At 70.2% G+C, this 22,917-nt stretch carries 24 protein-coding genes; 15 read left to right on the top strand and 9 right to left on the bottom strand.

Features of this window, described 5'->3' with window-relative positions; translation table 11 throughout:
- The first annotated feature begins 87 nt into the window (after positions 1 to 87).
- On the top strand, positions 88 to 663 hold the full coding sequence (locus N8I84_RS19315) for an FABP family protein (RefSeq protein WP_263230700.1): 576 nt from the start codon (positions 88 to 90) through the stop codon (positions 661 to 663).
- Between the two features lie 6 nt (positions 664 to 669).
- On the opposite strand, the gene N8I84_RS19310 is transcribed toward N8I84_RS19315, so the two are convergent.
- Together N8I84_RS19310 and N8I84_RS19305 are read right to left on the bottom strand one after the other, a co-directional pair.
- Entirely contained in the window at positions 670 to 933 is a 264-nt protein-coding gene (locus N8I84_RS19310; RefSeq protein ID WP_263230699.1) for a hypothetical protein, read from the bottom strand.
- On the bottom strand, positions 930 to 1,280 hold the full coding sequence (locus N8I84_RS19305; protein ID WP_313884267.1) for a DUF6247 family protein: 351 nt from the start codon (positions 1,278 to 1,280) through the stop codon (positions 930 to 932). The genes N8I84_RS19310 and N8I84_RS19305 overlap by 4 nt, the downstream gene beginning before the upstream one ends.
- Before the next feature lie 244 nt (positions 1,281 to 1,524).
- Here N8I84_RS19305 and N8I84_RS19300 point away from each other — a divergent pair, with 244 nt between their 5' ends.
- Entirely contained in the window at positions 1,525 to 1,962 is a 438-nt protein-coding gene (locus N8I84_RS19300) for a Fur family transcriptional regulator (RefSeq protein ID WP_200421030.1), read from the top strand.
- Between the two features lie 10 nt (positions 1,963 to 1,972).
- On the top strand, positions 1,973 to 2,938 hold the full coding sequence (gene ygfZ, locus N8I84_RS19295; protein WP_263230698.1) for a CAF17-like 4Fe-4S cluster assembly/insertion protein YgfZ: 966 nt from the start codon (positions 1,973 to 1,975) through the stop codon (positions 2,936 to 2,938).
- Positions 2,939 to 2,958: 20 nt separating this feature from the next.
- On the opposite strand, the gene dtd is transcribed toward ygfZ, so the two are convergent.
- On the bottom strand, positions 2,959 to 3,384 hold the full coding sequence (gene dtd / locus N8I84_RS19290; RefSeq protein ID WP_263230697.1) for a D-aminoacyl-tRNA deacylase: 426 nt from the start codon (positions 3,382 to 3,384) through the stop codon (positions 2,959 to 2,961).
- A 192-nt stretch (positions 3,385 to 3,576) separates the two neighbouring features.
- Here dtd and N8I84_RS19285 point away from each other — a divergent pair, with 192 nt between their 5' ends.
- The 4 genes from N8I84_RS19285 (at position 3,577) to N8I84_RS19270 (ending at position 8,341) form a co-directional block, all read left to right on the top strand.
- Complete coding sequence (locus N8I84_RS19285) at positions 3,577 to 4,197, top strand: RsiG family protein (RefSeq protein WP_263230696.1); 621 nt, start codon at positions 3,577 to 3,579, stop codon at positions 4,195 to 4,197.
- Positions 4,198 to 4,305: 108 nt separating this feature from the next.
- A complete protein-coding gene (locus N8I84_RS19280) occupies positions 4,306 to 5,286 on the top strand; it encodes an asparaginase (protein ID WP_263230695.1) in 981 nt (326 codons plus the stop codon).
- A gap of 610 nt (positions 5,287 to 5,896) precedes the next feature.
- Complete coding sequence (locus N8I84_RS19275) at positions 5,897 to 7,153, top strand: GNAT family N-acetyltransferase (RefSeq protein ID WP_263230694.1); 1,257 nt, start codon at positions 5,897 to 5,899, stop codon at positions 7,151 to 7,153.
- Positions 7,154 to 7,423: 270 nt separating this feature from the next.
- The gene (locus tag N8I84_RS19270; RefSeq protein ID WP_263234814.1) at positions 7,424 to 8,341 is read left to right on the top strand and encodes a GntR family transcriptional regulator; all 918 of its coding nucleotides are present in this window, start codon (positions 7,424 to 7,426) and stop codon (positions 8,339 to 8,341) included.
- A 5-nt stretch (positions 8,342 to 8,346) separates the two neighbouring features.
- Here the strand turns inward: N8I84_RS19270 and N8I84_RS19265 are convergent, their stop codons facing one another.
- Entirely contained in the window at positions 8,347 to 8,535 is a 189-nt protein-coding gene (locus N8I84_RS19265; protein ID WP_103844350.1) for a hypothetical protein, read from the bottom strand.
- A 226-nt stretch (positions 8,536 to 8,761) separates the two neighbouring features.
- On the opposite strand from N8I84_RS19265, the gene N8I84_RS19260 reads away from it, so the two are divergent.
- Complete coding sequence (locus N8I84_RS19260; protein WP_200421024.1) at positions 8,762 to 9,643, top strand: GntR family transcriptional regulator; 882 nt, start codon at positions 8,762 to 8,764, stop codon at positions 9,641 to 9,643.
- A complete protein-coding gene (locus N8I84_RS19255) occupies positions 9,592 to 10,380 on the top strand; it encodes an HAD family hydrolase (RefSeq protein WP_390898920.1) in 789 nt (262 codons plus the stop codon). The genes N8I84_RS19260 and N8I84_RS19255 overlap by 52 nt, the downstream gene beginning before the upstream one ends.
- Here the strand turns inward: N8I84_RS19255 and N8I84_RS19250 are convergent.
- Positions 10,371 to 10,553 carry a hypothetical protein gene (locus tag N8I84_RS19250; protein ID WP_200421022.1) on the bottom strand — a complete coding sequence of 61 codons (183 nt, stop codon included), beginning with the start codon at positions 10,551 to 10,553 and terminating at the stop codon, positions 10,371 to 10,373. The two genes, N8I84_RS19255 and N8I84_RS19250, sit on opposite strands and share 10 nt — an antisense overlap.
- Before the next feature lie 196 nt (positions 10,554 to 10,749).
- Between N8I84_RS19250 and N8I84_RS19245 the strand changes: the two genes are divergently transcribed.
- Positions 10,750 to 11,643 (top strand): GntR family transcriptional regulator, encoded by an 894-nt coding sequence (locus N8I84_RS19245; protein WP_263230692.1) that lies wholly within the window; start codon positions 10,750 to 10,752, stop codon positions 11,641 to 11,643.
- A 306-nt stretch (positions 11,644 to 11,949) separates the two neighbouring features.
- Positions 11,950 to 14,046 carry a phosphotransferase family protein gene (locus N8I84_RS19240; RefSeq protein WP_263234813.1) on the top strand — a complete coding sequence of 699 codons (2,097 nt, stop codon included), beginning with the start codon at positions 11,950 to 11,952 and terminating at the stop codon, positions 14,044 to 14,046.
- 329 nt (positions 14,047 to 14,375) lie between these two features.
- On the opposite strand, the gene N8I84_RS19235 is transcribed toward N8I84_RS19240, so the two are convergent.
- A complete protein-coding gene (locus N8I84_RS19235) occupies positions 14,376 to 15,215 on the bottom strand; it encodes a nitroreductase/quinone reductase family protein (RefSeq protein WP_263230691.1) in 840 nt (279 codons plus the stop codon).
- 387 nt (positions 15,216 to 15,602) lie between these two features.
- On the opposite strand from N8I84_RS19235, the gene N8I84_RS19230 reads away from it, so the two are divergent.
- The 3 genes from N8I84_RS19230 (at position 15,603) to N8I84_RS19220 (ending at position 17,398) form a co-directional block, all read left to right on the top strand.
- Positions 15,603 to 16,127 (top strand): helix-turn-helix domain-containing protein, encoded by a 525-nt coding sequence (locus N8I84_RS19230; RefSeq protein ID WP_263230690.1) that lies wholly within the window; start codon positions 15,603 to 15,605, stop codon positions 16,125 to 16,127.
- Between the two features lie 117 nt (positions 16,128 to 16,244).
- Positions 16,245 to 16,898 (top strand): hypothetical protein, encoded by a 654-nt coding sequence (locus N8I84_RS19225; RefSeq protein WP_263230689.1) that lies wholly within the window; start codon positions 16,245 to 16,247, stop codon positions 16,896 to 16,898.
- Positions 16,899 to 17,056: 158 nt separating this feature from the next.
- Positions 17,057 to 17,398: a DUF2516 family protein gene (locus tag N8I84_RS19220; RefSeq protein WP_200421102.1), complete on the top strand. Its 342-nt coding sequence runs from the start codon at positions 17,057 to 17,059 to the stop codon at positions 17,396 to 17,398.
- Positions 17,399 to 17,536: 138 nt separating this feature from the next.
- Here the strand turns inward: N8I84_RS19220 and N8I84_RS19215 are convergent, their stop codons facing one another.
- The 3 genes from N8I84_RS19215 to N8I84_RS19205 form a co-directional block, all read right to left on the bottom strand.
- On the bottom strand, positions 17,537 to 18,877 hold the full coding sequence (locus tag N8I84_RS19215) for a PP2C family protein-serine/threonine phosphatase (RefSeq protein WP_263230688.1): 1,341 nt from the start codon (positions 18,875 to 18,877) through the stop codon (positions 17,537 to 17,539).
- A 288-nt stretch (positions 18,878 to 19,165) separates the two neighbouring features.
- On the bottom strand, positions 19,166 to 20,287 hold the full coding sequence (locus N8I84_RS19210) for a C40 family peptidase (RefSeq protein WP_263230687.1): 1,122 nt from the start codon (positions 20,285 to 20,287) through the stop codon (positions 19,166 to 19,168).
- Positions 20,288 to 20,516: 229 nt separating this feature from the next.
- Positions 20,517 to 21,335 carry a class I SAM-dependent methyltransferase gene (locus N8I84_RS19205; RefSeq protein WP_263230686.1) on the bottom strand — a complete coding sequence of 273 codons (819 nt, stop codon included), beginning with the start codon at positions 21,333 to 21,335 and terminating at the stop codon, positions 20,517 to 20,519.
- A 186-nt stretch (positions 21,336 to 21,521) separates the two neighbouring features.
- On the opposite strand from N8I84_RS19205, the gene N8I84_RS19200 reads away from it, so the two are divergent.
- Entirely contained in the window at positions 21,522 to 22,895 is a 1,374-nt protein-coding gene (locus N8I84_RS19200) for a S53 family peptidase (RefSeq protein ID WP_263230685.1), read from the top strand.
- The last annotated feature ends 22 nt before the right edge of the window (positions 22,896 to 22,917 follow it).

Here is a 22,917-nt window from a genome sequence, read left to right as displayed (position 1 = left end):
GCGTGCTCGCCTTCGCCGGGCTGACCGTGAAGAAGCTCTTCGAGGGCCAGCGCTGACCCCTACGCCATCCACGACGAAAAGCTGCTCATGATCGAGATCCCGTCCGACCTCCACAAGGACCTCGTCCCGCTCGCCTTCCTGCTCGGCAACTGGGCCGGCGCCGGTGTGCACGACTTCCCCGGCTCCGAGAAGTGCAACTTCGGGCAGGAGGTCTCCTTCACCCACGACGGCCGGAACTTCCTGGAGTACCACTCGCACACCTGGGTGCTGGACGGCGACGGGAACAAGGTCAGGCCGCTGGAGTCGGAGTCCGGCTACTGGCGGATCGACGCGGACCGCAAGGTCGAGGTGACCATGGTCCGCAACGACGGCGTCGTCGAGGTCTGGTACGGCGAGCTGGCGCACCAGAAGCCGCAGATCGACCTGGCGACGGACGCGGTGGCCCGTACCGAGGCGTCGGGTCCGTACACGGGCGGCAAGCGCCTGTACGGCTACGTCAACAGCGACCTGATGTGGGTCGGCGAGAAGCAGACGCCGGACGTCGAGCTGCGCCCGTACATGTCGGCCCACCTGAAGAAGGTCGTCACCCCGGAGGACGTCGAGCGCTGGGCGAAGGCCCTCCCGGACGACCTCCCGGACGACGGCATCGCCTTCTTCAAGTAGCTCGGCTCACCCGTTCCAGACGACGTTGCAGACGTAGACGCACTCGTGCCGGGGTACGGCGAGGAACTGGATGAAGCCGCGTCCGCCGAAGATGGGGAAGTTCCGCAGCCCGCCGGGCTTCCCCTCCGGGCGGCTGCCCGCCGTCTCGGCGTCACGTCCGAGGGCGGCGAGTTCGGTGGCGATGCGCTCCACCTCCGCCACCACGCCCACGGGGAGGCCGGCGGTCAGGTACTCCTCGCTCGGGTTGTAGTCCCACTTCCAGTCGCTCACAGACCGGCCTCCGCCTCCGCCTCGACGTGGATCCTCCGGATCTCGGCGATGGCGTCCGCCGGGTCCTCCGTGCCCGCGCTGACTACTTCTTCCAGGTGGCGCAGGCGCGTGGCGCGGGAGGGACGACGCTGAATCGCGACGAACACGCCCCAGGTGTGGACGAAGGTGCGCAGAGGCGCGAGAGACTGCGTCTGCTGAGCGTTGGTCGTCGCCTCGACGAGATCCTGCACGAAGGCCGGCACACGGCTCGGCGTCAGCCTCTCGACCGCAGTACGCAGTCCCTCAGGGGTGAGGGCAGGCATGGGGATGAGCGGCTCGGGGCTCTGCTCTGGGCGCTGTGCGGTCACGGGAGCTTCCTCCGGGTTCGAAGGCCGGTGCTGGTGCCGACGGTACCGCCTGCACGCCCCATGATGCGGATGGTGCGGACCTCTGGCTCGGCTGCTGACGTGTGGCGGCAGCGCTGATGGTGCGCCGGACCCCGGCTTACACCGTCCACCGGGGCATGGGGCTCGGCACAGTGCGCCGCCGACTCCTCCGCGATGCCATGCCGACGGCCGACCGTGATGCGTGCCCCAGCCCTAGACTGGGCATGTGGTGAGCACCGACTGGAAGAGCGATCTGCGGCAGCGCGGCTACCGGCTGACCCCGCAGCGGCAACTCGTGCTCGAAGCCGTGGACACACTGGAGCACGCGACCCCCGACGACATCCTCAGCGAGGTGAGGAAGACGGCGTCGGGGGTCAACATTTCCACCGTGTACCGGACCCTGGAGCTCCTGGAGGAACTCGGGCTGGTCAGCCACGCCCACCTCGGGCACGGCGCGCCGACGTACCACCTGGCGGACCGGCACCACCACATCCACCTGGTCTGCCGGGACTGTCAGAACGTGATCGAGGCGGACGTCGCGGTGGCGGCCGAGTTCACCGCCAAGCTGCGCGAGACGTTCGGCTTCGACACCGACATGAAGCACTTCGCGATCTTCGGCCGGTGCAGGGACTGTTCGCTCAAGAGTTCAACTACCCCGTCGTAGGCTTGAGACCATGAAGAGTCCCCTGCTGTCCCTGCCCGGCGCCGTCCCTGCCGAGGGCGTGGACGAAGGCGTCGCCGCCCACTACGGCGACCTGTTCCGCGAGCAGCGCGCCCTTGCCGACGGCTCCGGATTCGTGGACCTCTCGCATCGCGGTGTCGTCACCGTCAGCGGCGAGGACCGGCTGAGCTGGCTGCACCTGCTGCTCACCCAGCACGTCAGCGAACTGCCCCCGCACCGGGCCACCGAGGCGCTGATCCTGTCGGCGCACGGCCACATCGAGCACGCCCTGTACCTGGTCGACGACGGCGAGACGGTCTGGGCGCATGTCGAGCCCGGCACCCAGGGCGCGCTGATCGCGTACCTGGAGTCGATGAAGTTCTTCTACCGCGTCGAAGTCGCCGACCGCACGGACGACTTCGCGGTGGTGCACCTGCCGGCCGGTTCGATCGCCGAGGCGCCCGAGGGAGTGCTGGTCCGCGAGACGCCGTACGGCCGTGACCTGTTCCTCCCGCGCACGGACCTGGAGTCGTACGCGGAGAAGAACGGCCCCGCGGCCGGCATCCTCGCCTACGAGGCGCTCCGCGTGGAGCAGCACCGCCCGCGCCTGGGCTTCGAGACCGACCACCGCACCATCCCGCACGAGCTGGGCTGGATCGGCACCGCCGTCCACCTCCAGAAGGGCTGCTACCGCGGCCAGGAGACGGTCGCCCGCGTCCAGAACCTGGGCAAGCCGCCCCGCCGCCTGGTCTTCCTCCACCTCGACGGCAGCGAGGTCCATCTGCCCCCGCACGGCACGGAGCTCCGCCTCGCGGACGACGGCCCGGACGGCCGCAAGATCGGCTTCGTGACGACGTCGGTACGCCACCACGAACTGGGCCCGGTCGCGCTGGCCCTGGTCAAACGGAACGTCCCGCTGGACGCCCGCCTGATGGCGGACGAGACGGCAGCGGCCCAGGAGGTCGTGGTCGAGCCGTAGAACGGCGCAGCGGGACCGGCTCAGATCTCGAGCAGCACCGTGAACGGGCCGTCATTCGTCAAAGACACCCGCATCGCCGCTCCGAACCGCCCCGTCGCCACCGTCGCCCCCAGCGCCCGCAGCTGCGCGACCACCTCGTCGACAAGGGGCTCGGCGACATCGCCGGGGGCGGCCGCGTTCCAGGTCGGGCGGCGCCCCTTGCGGGCGTCGCCGTACAGCGTGAACTGGCTGATCACCAACAGCGGCGCGTCGATGTCGGAGCAGGACTTCTCGTCGTGCAGCATGCGGATCGACCACAGCTTGCGGGCGAGCTGGGCCGCCTTCTCCTTGGTGTCGTCGTGCGTCACCCCGACGAGCACGCACAGCCCCTCGCCGCTGATCTCGCCGACCGTTTCACCGTCCACGACGACGCTCGCGCCGTCGACCCTCTGCACCACCGCACGCATGAAGACCATGATGCCGTGCGGCTCGGCGGCCCCGGGATACGGCCAACTGGTCGTTCCGCCTTGACCCTCAACACCCCCATCTGGGCTGTCCATGGTCACTTGGCCACATTACGGCTACTTGCAGTGGCACGATGCGTGTGTTAGCGGCGCATCCGTGGGGGGTGCCGCGCCGGTCGAGGGGACGGTAGGTACATGAGCACACCGAGTACCGGGCAGCAGCCCGCCCGTACGGCAACCATGGCGGAGTGCCGGGCGCCCGTGCAGCGCACGGACAGCCCCCCGCTGCCCGCGGATCCTCCCCCGAGCTCTCCGAGCAGGGTGCACCCGCAGGAGCACAGTCTGTCCGGCCTGGGACTGCCGGAGCTGCGCGCGCTGCGCCGGGACGCCCAGCGGGACGAGGCGGACCTCAGTTACGTACGGCGGCTGTTGCAGGGCCGCATCGACATCCTGCGTGCGGAGCTGGCCCGCCGCGGGGGCGGCGCGGCGCCCGACGGGGTCATGGAACGGCTCCCGGAGATCCTCAGGGACCCCCCAGCCCGCCAACGGTCCTCGGCCCGGCATGTGACTCTCGGCACACCGCACGGCGAGGAGTACCGGCGGCTGGCGGCCGAGATGCTCGCCGAGGTGGAGCTGTCGGACCTCCAGGCGCGTACGGACGAGGAGTTGGGCGCGGGGATGGGGCGGCTCGTGCGCTACGAGCAGCAGGTCTCCCGGCGGCGGCAGGATCTGCAGCGCACGGCGGACGACTGCAGTGCCGAGATCGCCCGCAGGTACCGTGAAGGGGAAGCGCAAGTAGACGACCTGCTCACGTGACGCCAGGGCCCCGGTGACCCGGGGCCCATGAGCGTGCCCGCCGCCCGGGAGGGAACCCGGTCCCGGGCCGTGCCGGCCAGGTCCCCGTCCCGAAGGGCAACCTCACCCATGTCGACTTCCGCCCAGCCCGCCATATCCGCACAGTCCTCCGCGCCCCCGGTGCTCGCCGAGGTGGTGCGGTCCGGGTTCGTCGAGGGGCGGCACCGGGGGAGTCTGGTCGTGCTCGCCGAGGACGGTTCCGTGGAGTTCGCGCTCGGCGACGTGACGGCGCCCGTCTTCCCGCGCTCGTCGAACAAGCCGATGCAGGCGGCCGGTGTGCTGCGCGCCGGCCTGGACCTGACGGGGGAGCGGCTCGCGCTCGCCGCGGCGAGCCACTCGGGCGAGACGTTCCACCTGGACCTGGTGCGGGAGATGCTGGCGGAGCACGGGCTGGCCCCCGAGCGCCTGCAGTGCCCGCCGGACCTGCCGCTGGACCCGCAGGAGGCGGAGGCGTACCTGGCCTCGGGCGCCGTACGCGAGCGGATCACCATGAACTGCTCCGGCAAGCACACGGCGATGCTGGCGGCGTGCGCGCTGCGGGACTGGCCGTTGGAGACGTACCTCGACCCCGAGCACCCTCTTCAGCGGCTGATCCACTCCGTGGTGGAGGAGGCCGCCGGGGAGCCGGTGGCGGCGGTGGGCACGGACGGCTGCGGGGCGCCGCTGACGGCGATCAGCCTGACCGGCCTGGCCCGCGCCTACCGCTCCTTCGTCCTGGCGGCCCCGGGCACGGCGGAACGCCGCGTGGCGGACGCGATGCGGACACACCCGGAGTACGTGGCGGGCACGCGCCGCCCCGACACCTGGCTGATGCGCGAGATACCGGGCGCCCTGTCGAAGATGGGCGCGGAGGCGGTCCAGGCGGTCGCCCTCCCGGACGGCCGTGCCCTGGCCTTCAAGATCGACGACGGCGCGACCCGGACCCTGGGCCCGATCCTGGCCAGGGCACTGACCCTGATGGGGGTGGAGACCCCGGTGCTCCAGCGGATCGGCAGGGCACCGCTGCTGGGCGGAGGCCGTGAGGTGGGGGAGATACGGGCGGTGTTCTAGCAGAGTGCTTCGTGCTCTGCGGGGAGGGCGACGAGCGTGGTCGGGAGCGATGAGCGGGATCGAGGGGCGACGAGCGTGGTCCGGATGTGACCAGCGTGGTCGGGAGCGATAAGTGGGGTTCGGGGGGAGGAGCGTGGTCCGGATGTGACGAGCGTGGTCGGGAGCGATGAGTGGGGTTCGGGGGGAGGAGCGTGGTCCGGATGTGACCAGCGTGGTCGGGAGCGATGAGTGGGGTTCGGGGGAGGAGCGTGGTCCGGATGTGACCAGCGTGGTCGGGAGCGATGAGTGGGGTCCGGTGGGGACGAGCGTGGTCCGTCTGTGACCAGTGGGGTCGGAGCGATCAGCGGGATCCGGTTGGGACCTAGCGTGGGCCGCCTGTGACCAGCTGGATCGGAGCGATCAGCGAGATCCGGGATGTGATGAGTGGTCCTGGTGTGACCAGTGGGATCCGGAGCGATGAGCAGGATCCGGGGCTGACGAGCGTGGTCCGGGGGTGACGAGCGGGATTCGGAGCGACATGAGCCGGGTCCGGGGGCGACGAGCGTGGTCCGGCGGCGGGCAGTCGTAAATCCACGCGACACCCCCACCCCCGCCCTCCTACCGTGACCCCATGAGCCGCCATCCTCAGGACCTCGACGTACGCCCCATCACCGACTCCGAGATCCCCGACTGGATCCGTGCCCTGCACACCGGGTTCCTCCGTTCCCCCCACGTCTCCGACCAGGAGCTCGCCGTCCGTGGCGGCAACATCACCCCCGCCCGCACCCTCGCGGCCTTCGACGACGCCCGCTGTGTCGCCACCTTCCGCTCCTTCCCGCAGGAGCTGACCGCCGTCGGCGGCGCACTGGTGGCCGCCGACGCCATCACCAACGTCTCCGTCACCGCCACCCACCGCCGCCGCGGCCTCCTGACGCGCATGATGGCCCTCGACCTCGCCGCGGCGAAGGAACGCGGCGACGTCGTCGCCACCCTCACCGCCGCCGAATACCCCATCTACGGCCGTTACGGCTTCGGCCCGGCCGCCCACACCGCCGAGTGGACCATCGACGTCCCCCGCACCGGCCTCGAGCGCCACCGCCCGGTCCTCGACGACGGTCGTATAGATCTCGTGGACGCGGACGAGGTCCGCAAACTCGGCCCCGAGCTGCACGAGCGCTTCCGTCGCGCCGTGCCCGGCGCGATCTCCCGCGGCGACCGCTGGTGGCAGCTCAACACGGGCGCCCTGCGCTTCGACGACGACGAGTGGACGGAACCCTTCTACGCCGTCCACCGCTCCGCCTCCGGGGAGATCGACGGTCTCGCCGCCTATGTGAGCGACGACCACTGGGGCGACGGCAAGCGGCCGCTGCAGACCGCGACCGTGAAGAGCCTGATCACGACCAGCCCCAGCGCCGAACGCGTCCTGTGGCACTACCTGTGCTCGCTCGACTGGGTCACCACCGTGAAGTCCGGCAACCGCGCCCCGGACGACCTGCTGCCCCACCTCCTCCCCGACCCGCGCGCGGCCCGCCTCACCACGTACGCGGACACGCTGTGGGTACGGATCCTGGACGTCGTACGCGCCCTGGAGGTACGCACCTACGCGACGTCCGGCACGCTCGTCCTGGAGGTGGTCGACGAGGCCGGACTCGCCGGCGGCCGCTACCGGCTTCAGGCCGGGCCGGACGGCGCCGAGTGCGTGCGCACCGACCAGGAGCCCGAGCTGACCCTGCCGGTGGGCGAGTTGGCGACCCTGTGGCTGGGGGACGAGTCCGCGGTGCGGCTCGCGGCGCTCGGGCGGGTACGGGAACAGCAAAAGGGCGCCGCCTCCGTCGCCGACGCCCTGCTGCGTACGTCCAGGCGACCGTGGTGCCCGGACATCTTCTGAGCCTCACGGGGCTCTCGGGTGGTGCTCCTTCCGTGCGGGTGGTGACTGCTGTGCTTGTTCATCCGTAGCGATTCAGTTGTGGTTGTGGTGCACGCCGGGCTCCCGGCTCCCCTCCGGAAGGGAGCCCGGTCACTCGTACGACCATGTCGGTCAGGAGCACTCAAGCTCGTTCAACTTTGCCGGAGTTGGTGACCAACTCCACCTGACTTATCTCCGCTTGGAGTCGTCTCATAACCACCTTCTTCTGAACTGACGGAAGATGGCGTGAAGTTGTACGGTTCGATCGTGGAGCCGGAACACGCTGCCGCGAGCGGGCGGAAGAAGTCACAACGGCCACAGAGATCGCACCACGAGGTGGCCGACGAGCTGCGCAGCCGGATCAGGTCGGGGGTGCTGCGACCGGGCCAGCGCATGCCCACGCAGGCCAAGCTGGCGGACGAGTTCGGCGTGGAGCGGGGAGCCGTGCGCCAGGCGCTGCGCATCCTGCAGTCCGAGCAACTGCTCACCAACGTCTCCAAGGGCAGCCCGGCGACCGTGGCGCACCCCGCGGGGAGGGCGTCGGCCGGGCCCCAGGCCCCGCCGCAGCCCACGATGGTGGCGCTGGCCCCGCGGATATCCGCCGCCTTCGCGGCGCCGCACGTGGAGATCGACGCCCTGTGCCTGACGGCGGTGTCGCTGACGCCCGCGATGAGCGCGCCGTTGCGCGAGATTCACGCGGGGCGCATGGAACCGGCCAAGGTCGACGTACGCGTACTGCTGCCCAGCGGCCGTATCGACCTGGCGTTCCCCACACCGGTGGAGGGCACGGACGGCGTCCGCCTGCACCGCCGCTGGCTGGCCCAGCGCAATGCCCAGGGCCGGGTCCTCAGACACAACCTGCTGGCGCTGCGCAGCACCCACGGCATCGACGCGCACGTCTCCTTCCGCGCCCTGCCCTTCACGCCGCCGGTCAAGCTGTACCTGATCAACGGCGCCGAGGCGCTCTTCGCGTACTACACGCTGACCCGGCGCGAGGCGGAGATCGACCAGGAGCACCTTCAGCTGTACGACGCCGAGGGGACCCGGTCGATGCTGTTCCCGTTCGCGCAGGGGGCCGGGCTGCGGGACACGACGTTCGTGGAGCAGTCGCACCTGTGGTTCAACGCCCTGTGGGAGACCATCAGCTCTGAGCTGGATCTGGGCGTCTGACCTGGTCAGAGTGCTGGCTGGGCGACCAGCAGGGCGAGGACGACGGCCCCTATGGAGCTGCAGGCGGGGCTGTTGGCCTTGATCCCGATCGTGAGCAGCGTCAGCCCGATGATGCCGATCGTCCCGTACTTCCACTGGACGAACTGGTCGAATCCGACGACGAAGAGGGCGGAGAGAAGGGCGAGTGCGGGCATGGCGGGACCTCTTTCCAGGGGCGGACCTCGGGGGACCGGGTGGCGGGACAGAGGGGATTGAGCGGTCTGCATCTGGGGACTACCTGCGGATAATGTGCGAGAGGAGGGACACCCTCCGCCAACTCTTCCGAGTTGGCAACCAACTACACTGAAGTTATCCCCAGTTGGTTGGTACCTATAAACAACATTCAAACAACTCCCGGTAGATGGACGGGGGTTGTAGCGTTTGGTCGTGACCCAGGAGAACGTCGCAGTGAACGGCAGCAGAAGGTCCTCGCCCCAGGAGATCGCCGACACGTTGCGGACCCGGATCCGCGCCGGCGAGCTGAAGCCGGGCGAGCGTCTGCCGACCCAGGCCGAACTGGCCGAGGAGTTCGGTGTGGAGCGGGGCACGGTCCGCCAGGCGCTGCGCGTCCTCCAGGACGACGGCCTGCTCAGCAGCGTCAGCCGGGGCAGCCCGCCCCGTATCGCCGAGCCCCCGCCGGTCAGCGACGAACCGCAGCCGACGATGGTGGCGCTGGCGCCGAGGCTCGCGGAGGCGTTCGCCGCGCCCAACGTGCGGATCGACGCTGCCTGCCTGACCGCCGAGACCCTGATGCTGGCGCTGGGCGAACCGCTCCGGCTGATCCACGAGGGCCGCATCCGTCCGCAGTCGATCGACGTGCGGATCCTGCTGCCCTCCCGGAAGATCAACCTGGCGTTCCCGATCTCCGTCGACAGCCCCGGTGACAACGAGGACCCGGTCCACCAGCGCTGGCTCGAACAGCGCAACGCCCAGGGCCATGTGCTGCGCCACAACCTCCAGGCCCTGCGCTCGTCACACGGCATCGACGTCCGTGTGACCTTCCGGGCCCTGCCCTTCACCCCGCCGGTGAAGCTCTACCTCCTCAACGGTGCCGAGGCCCTGATGGCGTACTACATGCTCACCAGGCGCGAGGAGGAGGTGAACAGCCAGACCCTCGAGATGTACGACACGCTCGGCGCCGCCTCCCTCCTCTTCTCCTTCGAACGCCGGGCGGGGCGACGGGACGACGCCTTTGTGGAAGAGTCCCAGAAGTGGTTCGACGCCCTCTGGGAAACCATCACCACGGACCTGACACTCTCCTAGTGACTTCTGATGCGAAGCAGACTGATGCGGTGACGGCAGAGACAGGAAAACTGCGCGAACTGATCACCGGCGCGCGCTTTGTGCTCTTCGACTTCGACGGCCCGATCTGCCGGCTCTTCGCTGGGCACGCCGCCGAGCATGTGGCAGGCCAACTCGTGGAGTGGCTCGAGAGCCGGGGGCTGCGGGGCCTGCTGACCGAGGAGGAACGGGTCCACCCGGATCCGCACTACGTCCTGGAGGCCATCCACCGGCGGCACCCGCAGAGCGACCTGGTGACCGAACTGGAGGAGAGGCTCACCCAGCAGGAGCTGAAGGCGGTCGCGTCGGCCATGCCGACCCCGTACGCCGACCCCCTGATCCGCACATGGACCACCGTGGGCGGCCAGCTCGCCATAGCGACCAACAACTCCGCGCGCGTGGCGGCCGGCTACCTGGCGACCCGAGGGCTGGTCTCCTGCTTCGCCCCTTACGTCTTCGGCCGCACGGCCGACCTCGATCTGCTCAAACCCCATCCGCACTGCCTGAACCAGGCCCTGAACGCGATGGGGGCGGACCGCTCCCTGTCTGTGATGATCGGCGACGCCCCTTCGGACTTCCTCGCCGCTCAGGACGCCGGGGTCGCGTTCCTCGGCTACGCGCGCAACGAGGACAAGGAGAAGCGCCTGAGGAGCGTGGGCGCCGACATCGTCGTCAACTCGCTCGAACCGCTGCTGTCGATCCTGCGCGGTCAGGCCTGAGCCATCAGGACGGCGAACACCACCGCGGCTCCCAGCGCGAGGTGCGGCCGGCCCGCTCGGACACCCATGAAGACGAGCGACACGAGGACGGCTCCCAGTAGTCCGTACTCCGACTGGGCCAGCATCGACAGGACGAACTCGGCTGCGGTGGCGAGCGCCTCCGACTGGATCATTTCCCCCACCCGGCCCTTCCGTTTCCGGTGAAGCCCCCATGGAGCTTCCGTGAACCGATCAACTTCCAGTCCAATTGGACTGGTTGCTCTGAATTGGAAGTGCCCTGCCTGCTTGATCCCTTAACCAGTAGGGCAGTTGGACTGCTGGCTGCCCGAAAAGTGTTTGGCTGTCGGGCAGAGAAGGTACGGTCGGTGTGTGGACGCAGAACGGGTCGGCGACGGTGGCGGCACGGAGTTCGACCGTGTCGCGGCAGCCCTGCGCGTCCGCATAGCCGACGGGACGTACCCGGTGAACGGCACGCTGCCTCCTCAACGGGCCCTGGCCGAGGAGTTCGGCGTGTCCCGCGACACCGTGCAGCGGGTGATCAGGGAGCTCACCAGCGAAGGCTGGATCGAGTCCCGGCGCGGCAGCGGGTCGCGGGTGATCCGGAGTCAGCGCATCGAATCCTCGACGCCCCGGGGCGTGCATCGGCGCGGCGCCGTGACCGTGGGGTCGTTCATCGAGCAGGCATTCGATCTTCAGGAGGTCGCGCTCGACGTCTACACCCTGACCGCGGAATCGCTCGGGATGCATCTGCAGATGCTCCAGGCCGAATGGGTCCGAGTGCGCAGGGCCGAGTCCCGCCCCTCGCCGCCCCGCGTGAGCGTACGGCTTCTACTGCCGTCGGAGGATCTGGAGCTTCCGTATCCCCGGGCCATGAACCCGGGCGAGGCCGGGACGGTCAGGGAGCGCCACCTCGGGATCGCCCGGGACGCCATGGCCTCGCTGCCGCGGGTGCTCGCGAGCCTCCAGGCGTCCAAGCTCGTCGAGTCCTTCGACCTGCAGGTCCGCCACGTGGCACTGCCGCCGGCCTTCAAGGTCTACCTCTTCAACGAGTCCGAGGCGTTGTTCGGCCCCTACGTGGTGGACGAGCGTCCCATCGTCCTGGACAGCGGCCGGGAGATCGAGGCGCTCGACGTGATCGGGCTCGGTGCCACCCTCACGCACCACATCAGGGACGGCGACCCGAACTCGCCCGGCTCCACCTTCGTCGACAGCATGCAGTCGTGGTTCAACTCCGTGTGGGACCTGCTCGCCGAGGCCGCCTGACACGGAGCCGGCATCCGTGGTATTTCCGACGGCGTGCTGCTTCTGAGTGCCGCATGCGCTCAAATGCGTACCGAATGCTGGAGTCAAACGTTCCGCTGCGTCGAGATGCCCTACCGTGTGCCCACCTTGTTCGCGGCGCATGACCATCGCACGCGCCGCACAGCCATTCAGGAGTCATCGTTGGGCGGTCCGCCATTGCCTAGCAACCGCGCTCTGGAGCCTGCGGCGGACGACGACTTCGAGAGGTTCCTGCGTTACGCCAGGGCGCTGGGCTCCTTCGAACGGGGGCATCACAACGTCAACTACATGGTGCGGCCGCTCACCGAGCAGGACTCCCGGCTTGTGGCCGGCAAGGACGGCGAACGTGTCACGGTGCGGCAGCGGATCCCCTCGGCGCTGTCCGTGGTCATCAGGACATGGCACGACGAGGCGGAGATCCTCAACACGATCAGCGGTGTTCTCCCGTACGTCCCCCGCTGTCTGGCCAAGTGCGGCGACATCACCGTCCTGAGCTATGTGGAGGGGGTGCCGCTGTCCAGCATCTGCCCCAAGGGACAGCCGGTGGACTCGGTACTGATCGCCGACCTCGCGGGTCTCCTGGCGGACATGACGCAGGTGGCCAGGCAGCACCTCCCCCCGCTCCCGGTGTCCTGGCCCCGTTCGAGCCGGGACAGCGGTGCCTTTCTGCGGGCGCTGGCGTTCGCGGCGGAGGAGCAGATCAGGCGTCCGAACTGGGCCGAGTTCGGAGGGCTGTTCGCGATGCTGGGCATCCCCGAGGACGCGATGGTGCGCTTCGCGGAGCGGGTCCCGGCCCTTGTCCGCCGCCCCTTCAGCCTGCTCCACACGGATATGCACCGGGACAACGTGATCGTGTCCTACCGCGGCAAACCGCCCCTGATCTGTGTCGACTGGGAACTGGCCGGATTCGGTGACCCGCTGCACGACCTCGCCACCCACCTGGTGCGGATGCAGTACCCCGACTACCAGTGGCCCGAGGTCGTGGAGGCGTGGCACCAGGCCATGCGCAGACGGCGCCCCAAGGCCGTCAACGGCCTCGACCGGGATCTGAAGCACTACGTCGCCTTCGAACGGGCCCAGTCCGTCTATCCCGACGTGATGCGCGCGGCCACATCGCTCGGCGACTCCTTCGACCAGCGTGACCTCGATGCCGCGACGCAGGAGGTGCACCGGGCGCTGCTGGCGGCCGAAGAACCGTTGCGGCTGGGCCATGTGTTGGATGAGAGCGAGATCGAGCGCATCCTCTTCCGCTGGCGAGAGTCCCACGGGGGCAAGGCCCGTGAGCGCTCCGCCATGGAGATCGTCTGGCAGCGGGACGAGCGGGTGCCTCTGCTCCCGGGGTTCCCGGCGGCGGCGGTGAGCAAGGCGCTGTTCGAGGAGGGTGCCGCTTCGGCGGACCGGGTGTTCAAGGGGGCGGCACACCTCAACACGGCGGTTCGGGTGCCGGGAGTGCCGTGTCCCGTCATGGTCCGCCGGAAGGTCGGCGCGGGGAACCCCCGGGAGCGCAGGTTCCTCAACGAGCACGCCGTTCTGAGGGCGATCGAGCGGTCGAAGGCCGGTGTACGGGCTCCCAAGGTGCTGGCCCTGGGCACCAGCGGGCTGAACGAGCCGTTCACCATTCACTCTTACGAGGGACCGGATGACGTCCGCCCGCCCGACCACCCCGTGGACGGGCTCCGGCCGTACGAGGCGGACGACCTGGTGGACCAGCTGAACGCGCTGACCTGCGTCGACTGCACCGACTTCGGTCGCGCCGTGTTCCGGCAGGACTTCTACAAGGGCCTGTGCGACGAACTGGTCCGCCTGGTGGGCGAACTGCCCAAGGAGACGGCGGATCTGGCACGCGAACTGGGACTGCCCAGCAGTCACCGGCTGGGCGAGATCCTCGACCGCCACACCCTGGTCCCGCGCCGGCCCGTCCTCCTGCACGGCGATCTCAACCCGTGGAACCTGGTGCGCCGGCCGACCGGCGGGCTGACGCTCATCGACTGGGAGATGGCGATGGTCGGGGACGCCCTGTACGACCTGGTACGCCACATGCACCTCACGCCCACGCGTCCCGAGATCCGGGAGCGGCTGTTCGCACGCTGGTCCGAACGGCTGCCGGAGGACTGCACCAAGGGCTGGCAGGACGACTGGCGGGTCTACCGGTGGATGGAGGTCGTCCGCTCGGCGTACGTCGATCTCGACCGTCTCGTGACCGGCGACGGCCTGGACGCCCCCAACGTCCGCCGGGCGGTGGACACGTACGCGATGACCCTGTTCCAAGCCACGGCCGCGCTGGGGCTTCCCGCCAAACTGACGGCGAACCCTCATCTTGCCCGTGCACTCCCGCATGGTGACCACGGACGCGGGCGGACGGCCGGGCTCTGGGTGGACGTCTGACCTGACGCCGGGCGCTTCTGCACGGGGGAGGGGGCGAGGGATGCCGCCTGGAGCAGGACCACGTGGTTGCCGCCGCCCCCCCCCGCGATCGCAGAGGTGCAGCTCCGTGGCGTGTACCGCCTGTATGTGGTCGCTACTCGGGCGGTGTCCCGCCTGTGTGGTCGCCACCCGGGCGGTGCCCCGCCTGTATGTGGTCCCTACCTGGGCGGTGTCCCGTCTGCATGGGGTGCGCACACGCCCGTTCCCTGGTGAGCCTGGCTGCTCATATGACCGCTGTGACCCACCAGGGTGTCTCCGGATGTACGGAGGGGCGGCTCAGCCGCAGCTGATCAGCGCAGTACGGCTGCCAACTGTGCCTCCTCGTACGTCAGATGCGCCTCCAGCTCGTCGGTGAGGCGTTCCACCTCGGGCAGGGCACCGGCCCGGTCCACGTCGGGTGCCGACACGACCCGGCGCAGGTCGTCCAGGAGGGCGGCGATCCGCTCGTGTTCGCGGCGCAGCCGGTCGAAGGCCGGTGCCAGCTCGGGGTGGCGGCCTTCGAGGGACGGGAACAGGGTGACGTCCTCGCCGGCGTGGTGGTTGCCCAGCCCCTTGCAGAGGGTCAGGCAGTTGATCCGGAGCTGGGCGCCCAGGGCGGGGCCGCCTCCCGAGGCCGCGAACTCCTTCCTGATCAGGGCCAGCTCGCGGCGGAAGACGTCATGGACCGCCCTGATGGCCTCACCCGGAGAGGATGCCTCGATGCGCGGCGGGCCCGGCCTCGGATTCTCCCGGAGGGCGACGACCGGGATGACACGGTCCGTCTTCGCCTGGTACTCGGCCCAGCCGGGGTTCGACTCGACGGCGCGGGCGAACGCCTCGTCGCGCGCGGCGCGGTCCAGGACGACCGCGGTCGCCTCGTAGGTGAACACGCCCGTCTCCACGGTGACCTGGGGTTGCGCCACGAGGTTGTGGAACCAGTCGGGGTGCCGCGGCGCGCCCCCGGCCGAGGCGATCACGAGGACGCGCTCGCCGCCGTCGGGGTAGTAGCCGAGGGGGGTGGTGTGCGGGGTGCCGGTGCGGGCGCCGGTGGTGGTGAGGAGCAGTAACCGGGCGCTCTCGAAGGGGCCGCCCACGCGGCCCCGGTGGGCGCGGAACTCGTCGATGATCTGCTGGTTGAAGGGGTTGGGCATGCTCTGCTGTCGCTGCCTTCTTCTGTTCGGCGTGGTGGGATGGGATACGCGTCGGAACAGAAGGAGAACGGCGGGCCTCTCGCCCGCCCCCGCCTCACTCGGAGGCCGGGTGCCCCACTCGTGAACGGCCCAAGGCCGACCCGGCAGTCATGGGCCGCACGTTATCGGGGTACGCGACCCGGCGCCAACGGTTTATGACGTCACTCCGTCTCATGACGTCACCCGTCCGCGCACCGGCGCCTCCCACGGTCCCGGGCGCGGCGGGTGTGGGATGGACGGCGGTGGTGTGACACGCCGCACGGCGATGGCGATCCCCTTCCCGTGACGTGGCGCACTTTTGCAAGCGGGTGCTTGCAATTGTTAGCGCTCATGGGGCAAGGTAGAGGCATGGCATCGCTGAACGTCGGCAACCTCGGTGAGTACCTGCGTGAGCAGCGCCGCAACGCGCAGCTGTCGCTCAGGCAGCTCGCCGACGCCGCCGGCGTGTCCAATCCGTACCTGAGCCAGATCGAGCGCGGGCTGCGCAAGCCGAGCGCGGAGGTGCTCCAGCAGGTCGCCAAGGCGCTGCGGATCTCCGCCGAGACGCTGTACGTGCGCGCCGGCATCCTCGACGCCGAGCGGGACCGGGACGAGGTGGAGACGCGTGCCGTCATCCTCGCCGATCCCACGCTGACCGAGCGGCAGAAGCAGGTGCTGCTGCAGATCTACGAGTCGTTCCGCAAGGAGAACGGCTTCGAGGTCACCCGGGCGGGCGCGGCCGACGAGGATGGTCAGGCGGTTCATGAGGCTCGGACTCGGGAGGCTCAGCAGTCTCAGGAGGCGCACGGCATGAACGACGCCCAGGACACCGCCGACGCCGGCCCCCGCACGGCCGACGGCAGCGATGCCGGTCCGCGGCAGGCAGCCGGCTGACCCGGACACCGGGACCACCGGGACCACGCCACGGACAGCGACCGGACCACCGGGACGGCTCGATGTCCCGCGGACCGCCCAAAACCCTCAACGAAGCCGAAACGGGAGGACCATCCCATGGCCATCACCGACGACCTGCGCAAGACCCTCAGCGACCCCACCCCGCTCTACTTCGCCGCCGGCACCGCCGACCTGGCCCTGAAGCAGGCCAAGAAGGTGCCCGCGCTGGTCGAGCAGCTGCGGGCCGAGGCCCCGGCCCGCATCGAGGCCGTCCGCAACACCGACCCGAAGGCGGTCCAGGAGAAGGCCGCGGCCCGCGCCAAGGAGGCCGGCGCCCGCGTCAAGGAGACGCAGTCGACCATCCAGGCCAAGGTGGGCGAGTTCATCGGCAGCCTCGACTCGGACCTCAAGAAGTTCGGCAGCAGCCTGGACGCCGACCTGAAGAAGCTCGGCGAGACCGCCCAGGACCTCGCGCTGCGGGGTGTGGGCGTCGCCGCCGAGTACGCGGTCAAGGCTCGGGAGACCTACGAGAAGGTCGCCGAGCACGGCGAGCAGGCCGTGAAGACCTGGCGCGGCGAGGCCGCCGAGGGCATCGAGGACCTGGCCGTCGCCGTCGAGGGCAAGCCCGAGCCGGTCGAGGTCAAGGCCGAGCCGAAGCCGGCCGAGGCCCCCACGGCCGAGTTCGCCGAGGACAAGAAGCCGGTGGCGAAGAAGACGGCCCCGGCGGCCCGCAAGCCGGTGGCGAAGAAGACCACGCCTCCGGCCAAATGAGGAACGCGTGGCCCCGGCGGGGCCACGCGACGGATGACGGACGATGACGGACGACGGGCCGGGCACTTCGGAGGTGCCCGGCCCGTTGTACGGGTACGCGGTGGCCGCAGGCGGGTACGGTTGGCCGTAGAGACGACTCGACTCGGGTGGTGGGCATTGTGCTGATGACGGCATTCGGCGGCCTGATGTGGCTGCTCTTCACCGCCATGCTGGTGCTCGCCGTGGTGGCGCTGGCCATGGCCGTGCTGTACCGGGAGGACGCGTACCGCGCCGCCGACAAGCAGAACAAGGGCTTCTGGCTGATCATCCTCGGCATCGCGGTCGCGGTGAACCTGTTCGTGCCGATGCTCTTCCTGCAGCTCGCCGGCCTCGTCGCCACGATCGTGTTCTTCGTGGACGTCCGCCCCGCCCTCAAGCAGGTCTCGGGCGGCGGCTGGGGCCGTCGCCGCCGGGGGAGCAGCAGCGACGGTCCGTACGGACCGTACAACGGCGGGCGTTAGAGGGCGGGCGGCCCCTGGGCGGCTGGGGCTGCGGTAGACGGCGGGCGGCCCGTGTATGGGCTGTGTTGCGCCGGGCGTTTCGTGCGCGGCGGGCAGCGGTAGGCGGCGGTCCGCCATGGTCCGACCTGCCGTCGTGGCTTACGGCGCCCGGTCGAGCAGGACCACCGCCACGTCGTCCGCCAGCTCTCCACCGTTGAGGTCGCGGACCTCGTTGACCGTCGCGCGCAGCAGTTCCTCGCCCGTCAGGCCCTCGCTCAGCCGACGGCGGACCAGTTCCACCATGCCGTCCTGCCCCAGGCGCTCCCCGCCCTGCCCGACCCGGCCCTCGATCAGCCCGTCGGTGTAGAGCATCAGGCTCCAGACCGGTCCCAGCTCCACCTGCATCCGCGGCCAGCGGGCGCCCGGCAGCAGGCCGAGCGCGGGGCCGTTGTTGTCGTACGGCAGCAGCTCGGCGATGGGGGTCCCCCCTTCTCGAGCGGAGCCGGGAGCTCGGGGGTCGGGGCGCGCGATCAACGGGGCCGGGTGGCCGGCCAGGCACAGCCCGGCGCGGCGGCCGTCCGGCGCGATGTCGACCGTGCACAGCGTGGCGAAGATCTCGTCGTTGTCCCGCTCGTGCTCCAGGACCTGCTGCAGCGTGGACAGCAGCTCGTCCCCGCACAGCCCCGCCAGCGTCAGCGCACGCCAGGCGATGCGCAGCTCCACGCCGAGCGCCGCCTCGTCCGGGCCGTGCCCGCAGACGTCTCCGATCATCGCGTGCACCGTGCCGTCCGGCGTGCGCACCGTGTCGTAGAAGTCACCGCCGAGCAGGGCACGCGAACGGCCGGGCCGGTAGCGGGCGGCGAAGCGCAGCGAGGACCCGTCGAGCAGCGGCGTGGGCAGCAGGCCGCGCTCCAGGCGGGCGTTCTCCTGCGCGCGCAGCTTGGACTCGGTCAGCCGCCGCTCGGCCGTGTCGGACCGCTTGCGTTCGACCGCGTACCGGATCGCACGGCTCAGCAGCCGCCCGTCCAGTTCCTCGCGGAACAGGTAGTCCTGGGCGCCCACGCGCACGGCCTCGGCACCCCGCTCCGCGTCACCGGACGCGGTGAGCGCGAGCACGGCATGGCGGGGCGCGAGCTGAAGCACGTGCCGCAGCACGGCCAGCTCGTCCTCCTCCTCGGCGGCCCGACCGGGCGCGGGCAGCGCGAGGTCCAGCAGGATGCAGTGGACGTCGTCGGTGAGCAGCCGCTCGGCCTCGGTGAGGTTGCGGGCGGTGCGCAGCCGTATGGGGCGGCCTGCCGAGTCGAGCATCTCGGGCACGATCGGCGAACCGGCCGGATCGTCCTCGATCACGAGCAGGGTGAGCGTGTCGTTCTGGGCCTTGGCACGGGCGGACGGCCCCTGAGCGGTCTGAGCGGTCTGATCGCCGGGCAGGGACGCGGCTCGAGCCTGACCACCCTCCACGGCCGGGATCGCTCGGGGCCGCGGCACGGGTACGGGCATCGTCTTGGGTTCCTTCCCTCCCCCCGAGGGCACGACGGGACGAGGGACTCGACCCACCGACGGGGACCATAGCGGTAGCCGAGGCCGCAATGGAATGCTCGGCAGGGCGGGGTGGTGCAACCGGCCATCGGCATATGCCGCATCCCCTACCGCAGTTGGACACGGAACCATCCCGGCGAGGATGACGAAAGTCACGTCCCGCGCAGGTTTCACCCAGAGGGAGGGTGGGCCGCGTCACGTGGGGAGGGTCACCTCACGACACGGCCCTGTCTCCGGTCGACGTCCGGTTCAGCCGGCGTCCGGGCGCACCACCCCCAGGATCGGCATGGATCCGGCCCCCGCGATCGTCACCGTCCGCCCCGGGCGCGGGGCGTGGACGATCGCGCCGTCGCCGATGTACATCGCCACATGGCTGGCGTCGGAGAAGTAGATGATCAGGTCTCCGGGGCGCATGTCCTTGATGTCCACGTGCTTGAGCTGCTTCCACTGCTCCTGCGAGGTGCGGGGGATGGGCGCGCCGGCCGCGGCCCAGGCCTGGGACGTCAGCCCCGAGCAGTCGTACGATTTCGGCCCTTCTGCCCCCCATACATAGGGTTTGCCGATCTGATCGGTCGCGAACCGTACGGCCTTTTGCCCCTCTTCGGATGCTCTGCCGCGAATCTCCTTCAGTATCCCGGAGTCCAGCCAGGCGGTCTGTGCCTGGTGGGCGGCCTGCTCCTCCAGCTTCTGCAGTCGCTCCCGCTCCTGCTCCTTCAGCCGGGACTGCAGCTCCTCGGCCGCGGCGATCTGCTTTTCGATCTCCTTCTTGGCCTCGGCCTTGGCCTTGCGGTTGGCGTCGAGCCTCTTCCACTCGTCGGCGGCGTCGCTCGCGTACTGCTTCAAGTCCTTCTGCGTACGCGTCAACTCGGCGATCAGTCCCGTGGTCGCGTGTTCGCCCTGGCGGACCGTGCCCGCGTCGTCCAGGAACTCCTGGGGATCACGGCTCAGCCAGAGCCGCATCTCGGGCGGAAGGCCGCCGCCGCGGTACTGGGCGCGGGCCGCTGCGCCGGCACGGTCCTTCAACTCGGCGAGTCTCTCCTGGCCCTTGACGATCTCCCGGGCCAGCCGGACGATCTGCGCCGACTGCTTCTCGGCCTTCTCCTCGGCCGCGTTGTAGGCGTCGGTGGCGACCGCCGCGTCGTGGTACAGCGCGTCCAGTTTTCTACGGACCGATTCGAGAACCTCGTCCGACGCCGACGCCGACGCCGACGCCGACGCCGTGGCCGCGGCCGCGGCCGAGCGGTCGGACGGAGTGGGTCTCGGGTCCGGCCGCTCCGGGCTCGCGTATGCCGCGCCCGGTGTGCCCAGCACGGTGACCGTGCAGACCAGAGCGATGGCCGCCGTGACGAGGGTCCGCTTCCCGGATCCCATACCTTTCCCCCAAAGCTGATTTACCGTCAGTAACCTACGAGACGTCTGGGGATCGTGCCACGCTCGGGCGCAAAGTCACAGAGACGGGACCTGGCCGCGCAAAAAACTCCCCCACCTGCCGCACCTCGTACGACGATCTCCCTCCCCTGTCACGGGCCCGCGTACGGCGATCTTCCCGCGAGTGTGACGAAGGACTCAGGAAGATCGTTCCTCGCAGGTCGGGCAGGGGTCATGTGCGGGGCGCCAAGGCCCCCCAGGCCACGGTGACTTCCCCCTGGCGCCAGCGCGCCGGGCCGTCGGTGACCGGCCAGTCCGCCGTCAGCCGGCGGACGCTGCGTATCCAGCGCTGGCGCGCGCCGTACGCGGCGTAGGGTGCGGCGGCGGCCCAGGCGCGGTCGAAGTCGCGCAGGAAGGCATGCACGGGCTCGCCGGGGACGTTGCGGTGGATGAGCGCCTTCGGCAGCCGCTCGGCCAGGTCGGACGGGCGGTCGAGGGAACCGAGCCGGGTGGCGAACGTCACGGTGCGTGGACCCTCGGGGCCCAGGGCGACCCACACGTGACGGCGGCCGATCTCGTCGCACGTGCCCTCGACGAGCAGCCCGCCGCGGGAGCCGGACGCCGGGTCGGCGGGGGCGAGCCGGGCGCACAGCCGCTCCCAGACGGCGACGACCTCGCCCTCCTCGTACTGCCGCAGGACATTCGCCGCCCGGATGAGCGAGGGCCGCCCCGGCACGGGCACCTCGAACCCGCCGTGCCGGAAGACCAGCCCCTCACGGGCGTACGGCTGCGCGGCCTCGACCCGGGCGGGCTCGATCTCCACCCCCACGACCCGGGTGCGGGGCGCGGCGGCACGCAGCCGTCGCAGCAACTCGACCGCGGTCCAGGGCGCGGCCCCGTACCCGAGGTCGACGGCCACGGGCTCCGCCGTACGACGAAGCTCGGCCCCATGGACCGCTGCGATCCAGCGATCCATCCGGCGCAGCCGATTCGGATTGGTCGTCCCGCGCGTCACCGTACCCACGGGGCGGGACGCGACGCGGGTTGACATGCCTACGAGAGTAAGGGGGCGGGACGGACCGCCGGACCGGCCTGTGGACAACTCCGACGCCGGGACTGCCCCCGAGCCGGTAAAGGATTCGGCATCTACAGTTCAACGATCTTGTCCTGTGCATGACTCAGTGGGTGGGATGTGCGGAGACCACTTCGTGCGACTCCGGACCACTCAGGGGGATTCATGCACATAGCCCGTACCGGGCGGGGTGTCGCGGCTTCCACGGCCGCCACCGCCGCCCTCGCCGTCGCCGCGCTGGCGACCGCTCCGCTGGCCGGCGTCACCACCGCCGCGCCCGCCGCCGTACCGCACACCAAGGCGGTTCCGGCCGTCGTCGGGCACACGCTCATCCATGGTGTGGCCAGCCCGCTCACCAGCGAGCAGTGCCAGGCCAAGTGGCACATCGCCTGCTACAACCCGCTCCAGTACCGCACCGCGTACAACCTCAACCCGCTGTACAAGAAGGGCGTCACGGGCAAGGGGCGCACCATCGTCATCGTCGACTCGTTCGGCTCCCCGACGGTCCAGCACGACCTCGACGTCTACAGCAAGCAGTTCGGCCTGCCCAGCACCAAGGTCAAGGTGGTCAAGTGGGGCAAGGTGCCCCCCTTCGACCCGAAGAACTCCGACATGACCGGCTGGGCCGGCGAGACCTCCCTGGACGTCGAGATGGCCCACGCCGTGGCGCCCGACGCCAAGATCGTCCTGGTGGAGACGGCGGTCTCCGAGACCGAAGGCACCACCGGTCTCCCGGAGATGATGAACGCCGAGAAGTACCTGATCGACCACGGGGTCGGCGACGTCATCAGCCAGAGCTTCGGCGCCACCGAGAACACGTTCCCCGGCTTCGACAAGGGCGACTTCTCCAGCATCAAGAACCTGCGCTACGCCTTCCAGGACGCGAACCGCAAGCACGTGACGGTCCTCGCCTCCTCCGGCGACGGCGGCGCCACGGACCTCATGGCGGACGGCAAGACCTACTACAAGAAGCCCGTCAACTCCTGGCCGTCCTCGGACCCGCTGGTCACCTCCATCGGCGGCACCCAGCTCCACCTGAACGACAAGGGGCAGCGCGTCAAGCCGGACAGCGTCTACAACGACTACGGCGCGGGCGGCGGCGGCCAGTCGCACGTCTTCCCCCGCCCGGCCTTCCAGAGCGGCGTGAAGAACGTCGTCGGCACCCGCCGCGGCACCCCGGACGTGTCGATGGCGGCCGCGGTCAACGGCGGCGCCTGGGTCTACTCCAGCTTCGACCCGACCGCCACCGGCTGGGACGTCTCCGGCGGCACCAGCGAGGCCAGCCCGCTCTTCTCGGGCATCATCGCCCTCGCCGACCAGGCGGCCGGCCACCGGGTGGGCAACATCAACGGGGCGCTGTACAGCCTCCTCAAGCAGAAGAACTCCGGCATCGTCGACGTCAACGACGGCACGGACAACAGCTATGAGGGCGTCACCGGCTACAAGGCCGTCAACGGCTACGACATGGCCACCGGCGTGGGCACGGTGGACGCCCTCCGCTTCGTGCAGGCCCTCGCCCGGACGAGCCGCCGCGGCTGACGCCTCGGTGCTGCTAGGGGGG

Source organism: Streptomyces cynarae (assembly GCF_025642135.1).
In the GTDB taxonomy this organism is placed as follows: domain Bacteria; phylum Actinomycetota; class Actinomycetes; order Streptomycetales; family Streptomycetaceae; genus Streptomyces; species Streptomyces cynarae.
Note: the sequence above shows the minus strand (reverse complement) of the source record. Positions and strands in the feature narration are given on the sequence as shown.

Excerpts from the sequence above, each read along its gene's own strand:
- N8I84_RS19315 (WP_263230700.1), top strand. The coding sequence starts at position 88 with ATGATCGAGATCCCGTCCGACCTCCACAAGGACCTCGTCCCGCTCGCC.
- ygfZ (WP_263230698.1), top strand. The coding sequence starts at position 1,973 with ATGAAGAGTCCCCTGCTGTCCCTGCCCGGCGCCGTCCCTGCCGAGGGC.
- dtd (WP_263230697.1), bottom strand. The coding sequence starts at position 3,384 with ATGCGTGCGGTGGTGCAGAGGGTCGACGGCGCGAGCGTCGTCGTGGAC.
- N8I84_RS19285 (WP_263230696.1), top strand. The coding sequence starts at position 3,577 with ATGAGCACACCGAGTACCGGGCAGCAGCCCGCCCGTACGGCAACCATG.
- N8I84_RS19280 (WP_263230695.1), top strand. The coding sequence starts at position 4,306 with ATGTCGACTTCCGCCCAGCCCGCCATATCCGCACAGTCCTCCGCGCCC.
- N8I84_RS19275 (WP_263230694.1), top strand. The coding sequence starts at position 5,897 with ATGAGCCGCCATCCTCAGGACCTCGACGTACGCCCCATCACCGACTCC.
- N8I84_RS19265 (WP_103844350.1), bottom strand. The coding sequence starts at position 8,535 with ATGCCCGCACTCGCCCTTCTCTCCGCCCTCTTCGTCGTCGGATTCGAC.
- N8I84_RS19250 (WP_200421022.1), bottom strand. The coding sequence starts at position 10,553 with ATGATCCAGTCGGAGGCGCTCGCCACCGCAGCCGAGTTCGTCCTGTCG.
- N8I84_RS19240 (WP_263234813.1), top strand. The coding sequence starts at position 11,950 with ATGGTGCGGCCGCTCACCGAGCAGGACTCCCGGCTTGTGGCCGGCAAG.
- N8I84_RS19235 (WP_263230691.1), bottom strand. The coding sequence starts at position 15,215 with ATGCCCAACCCCTTCAACCAGCAGATCATCGACGAGTTCCGCGCCCAC.
- N8I84_RS19230 (WP_263230690.1), top strand. The coding sequence starts at position 15,603 with ATGGCATCGCTGAACGTCGGCAACCTCGGTGAGTACCTGCGTGAGCAG.
- N8I84_RS19225 (WP_263230689.1), top strand. The coding sequence starts at position 16,245 with ATGGCCATCACCGACGACCTGCGCAAGACCCTCAGCGACCCCACCCCG.
- N8I84_RS19215 (WP_263230688.1), bottom strand. The coding sequence starts at position 18,877 with ATGCCCGTACCCGTGCCGCGGCCCCGAGCGATCCCGGCCGTGGAGGGT.
- N8I84_RS19210 (WP_263230687.1), bottom strand. The coding sequence starts at position 20,287 with ATGGGATCCGGGAAGCGGACCCTCGTCACGGCGGCCATCGCTCTGGTC.
- N8I84_RS19205 (WP_263230686.1), bottom strand. The coding sequence starts at position 21,335 with ATGTCAACCCGCGTCGCGTCCCGCCCCGTGGGTACGGTGACGCGCGGG.
- N8I84_RS19200 (WP_263230685.1), top strand. The coding sequence starts at position 21,522 with ATGCACATAGCCCGTACCGGGCGGGGTGTCGCGGCTTCCACGGCCGCC.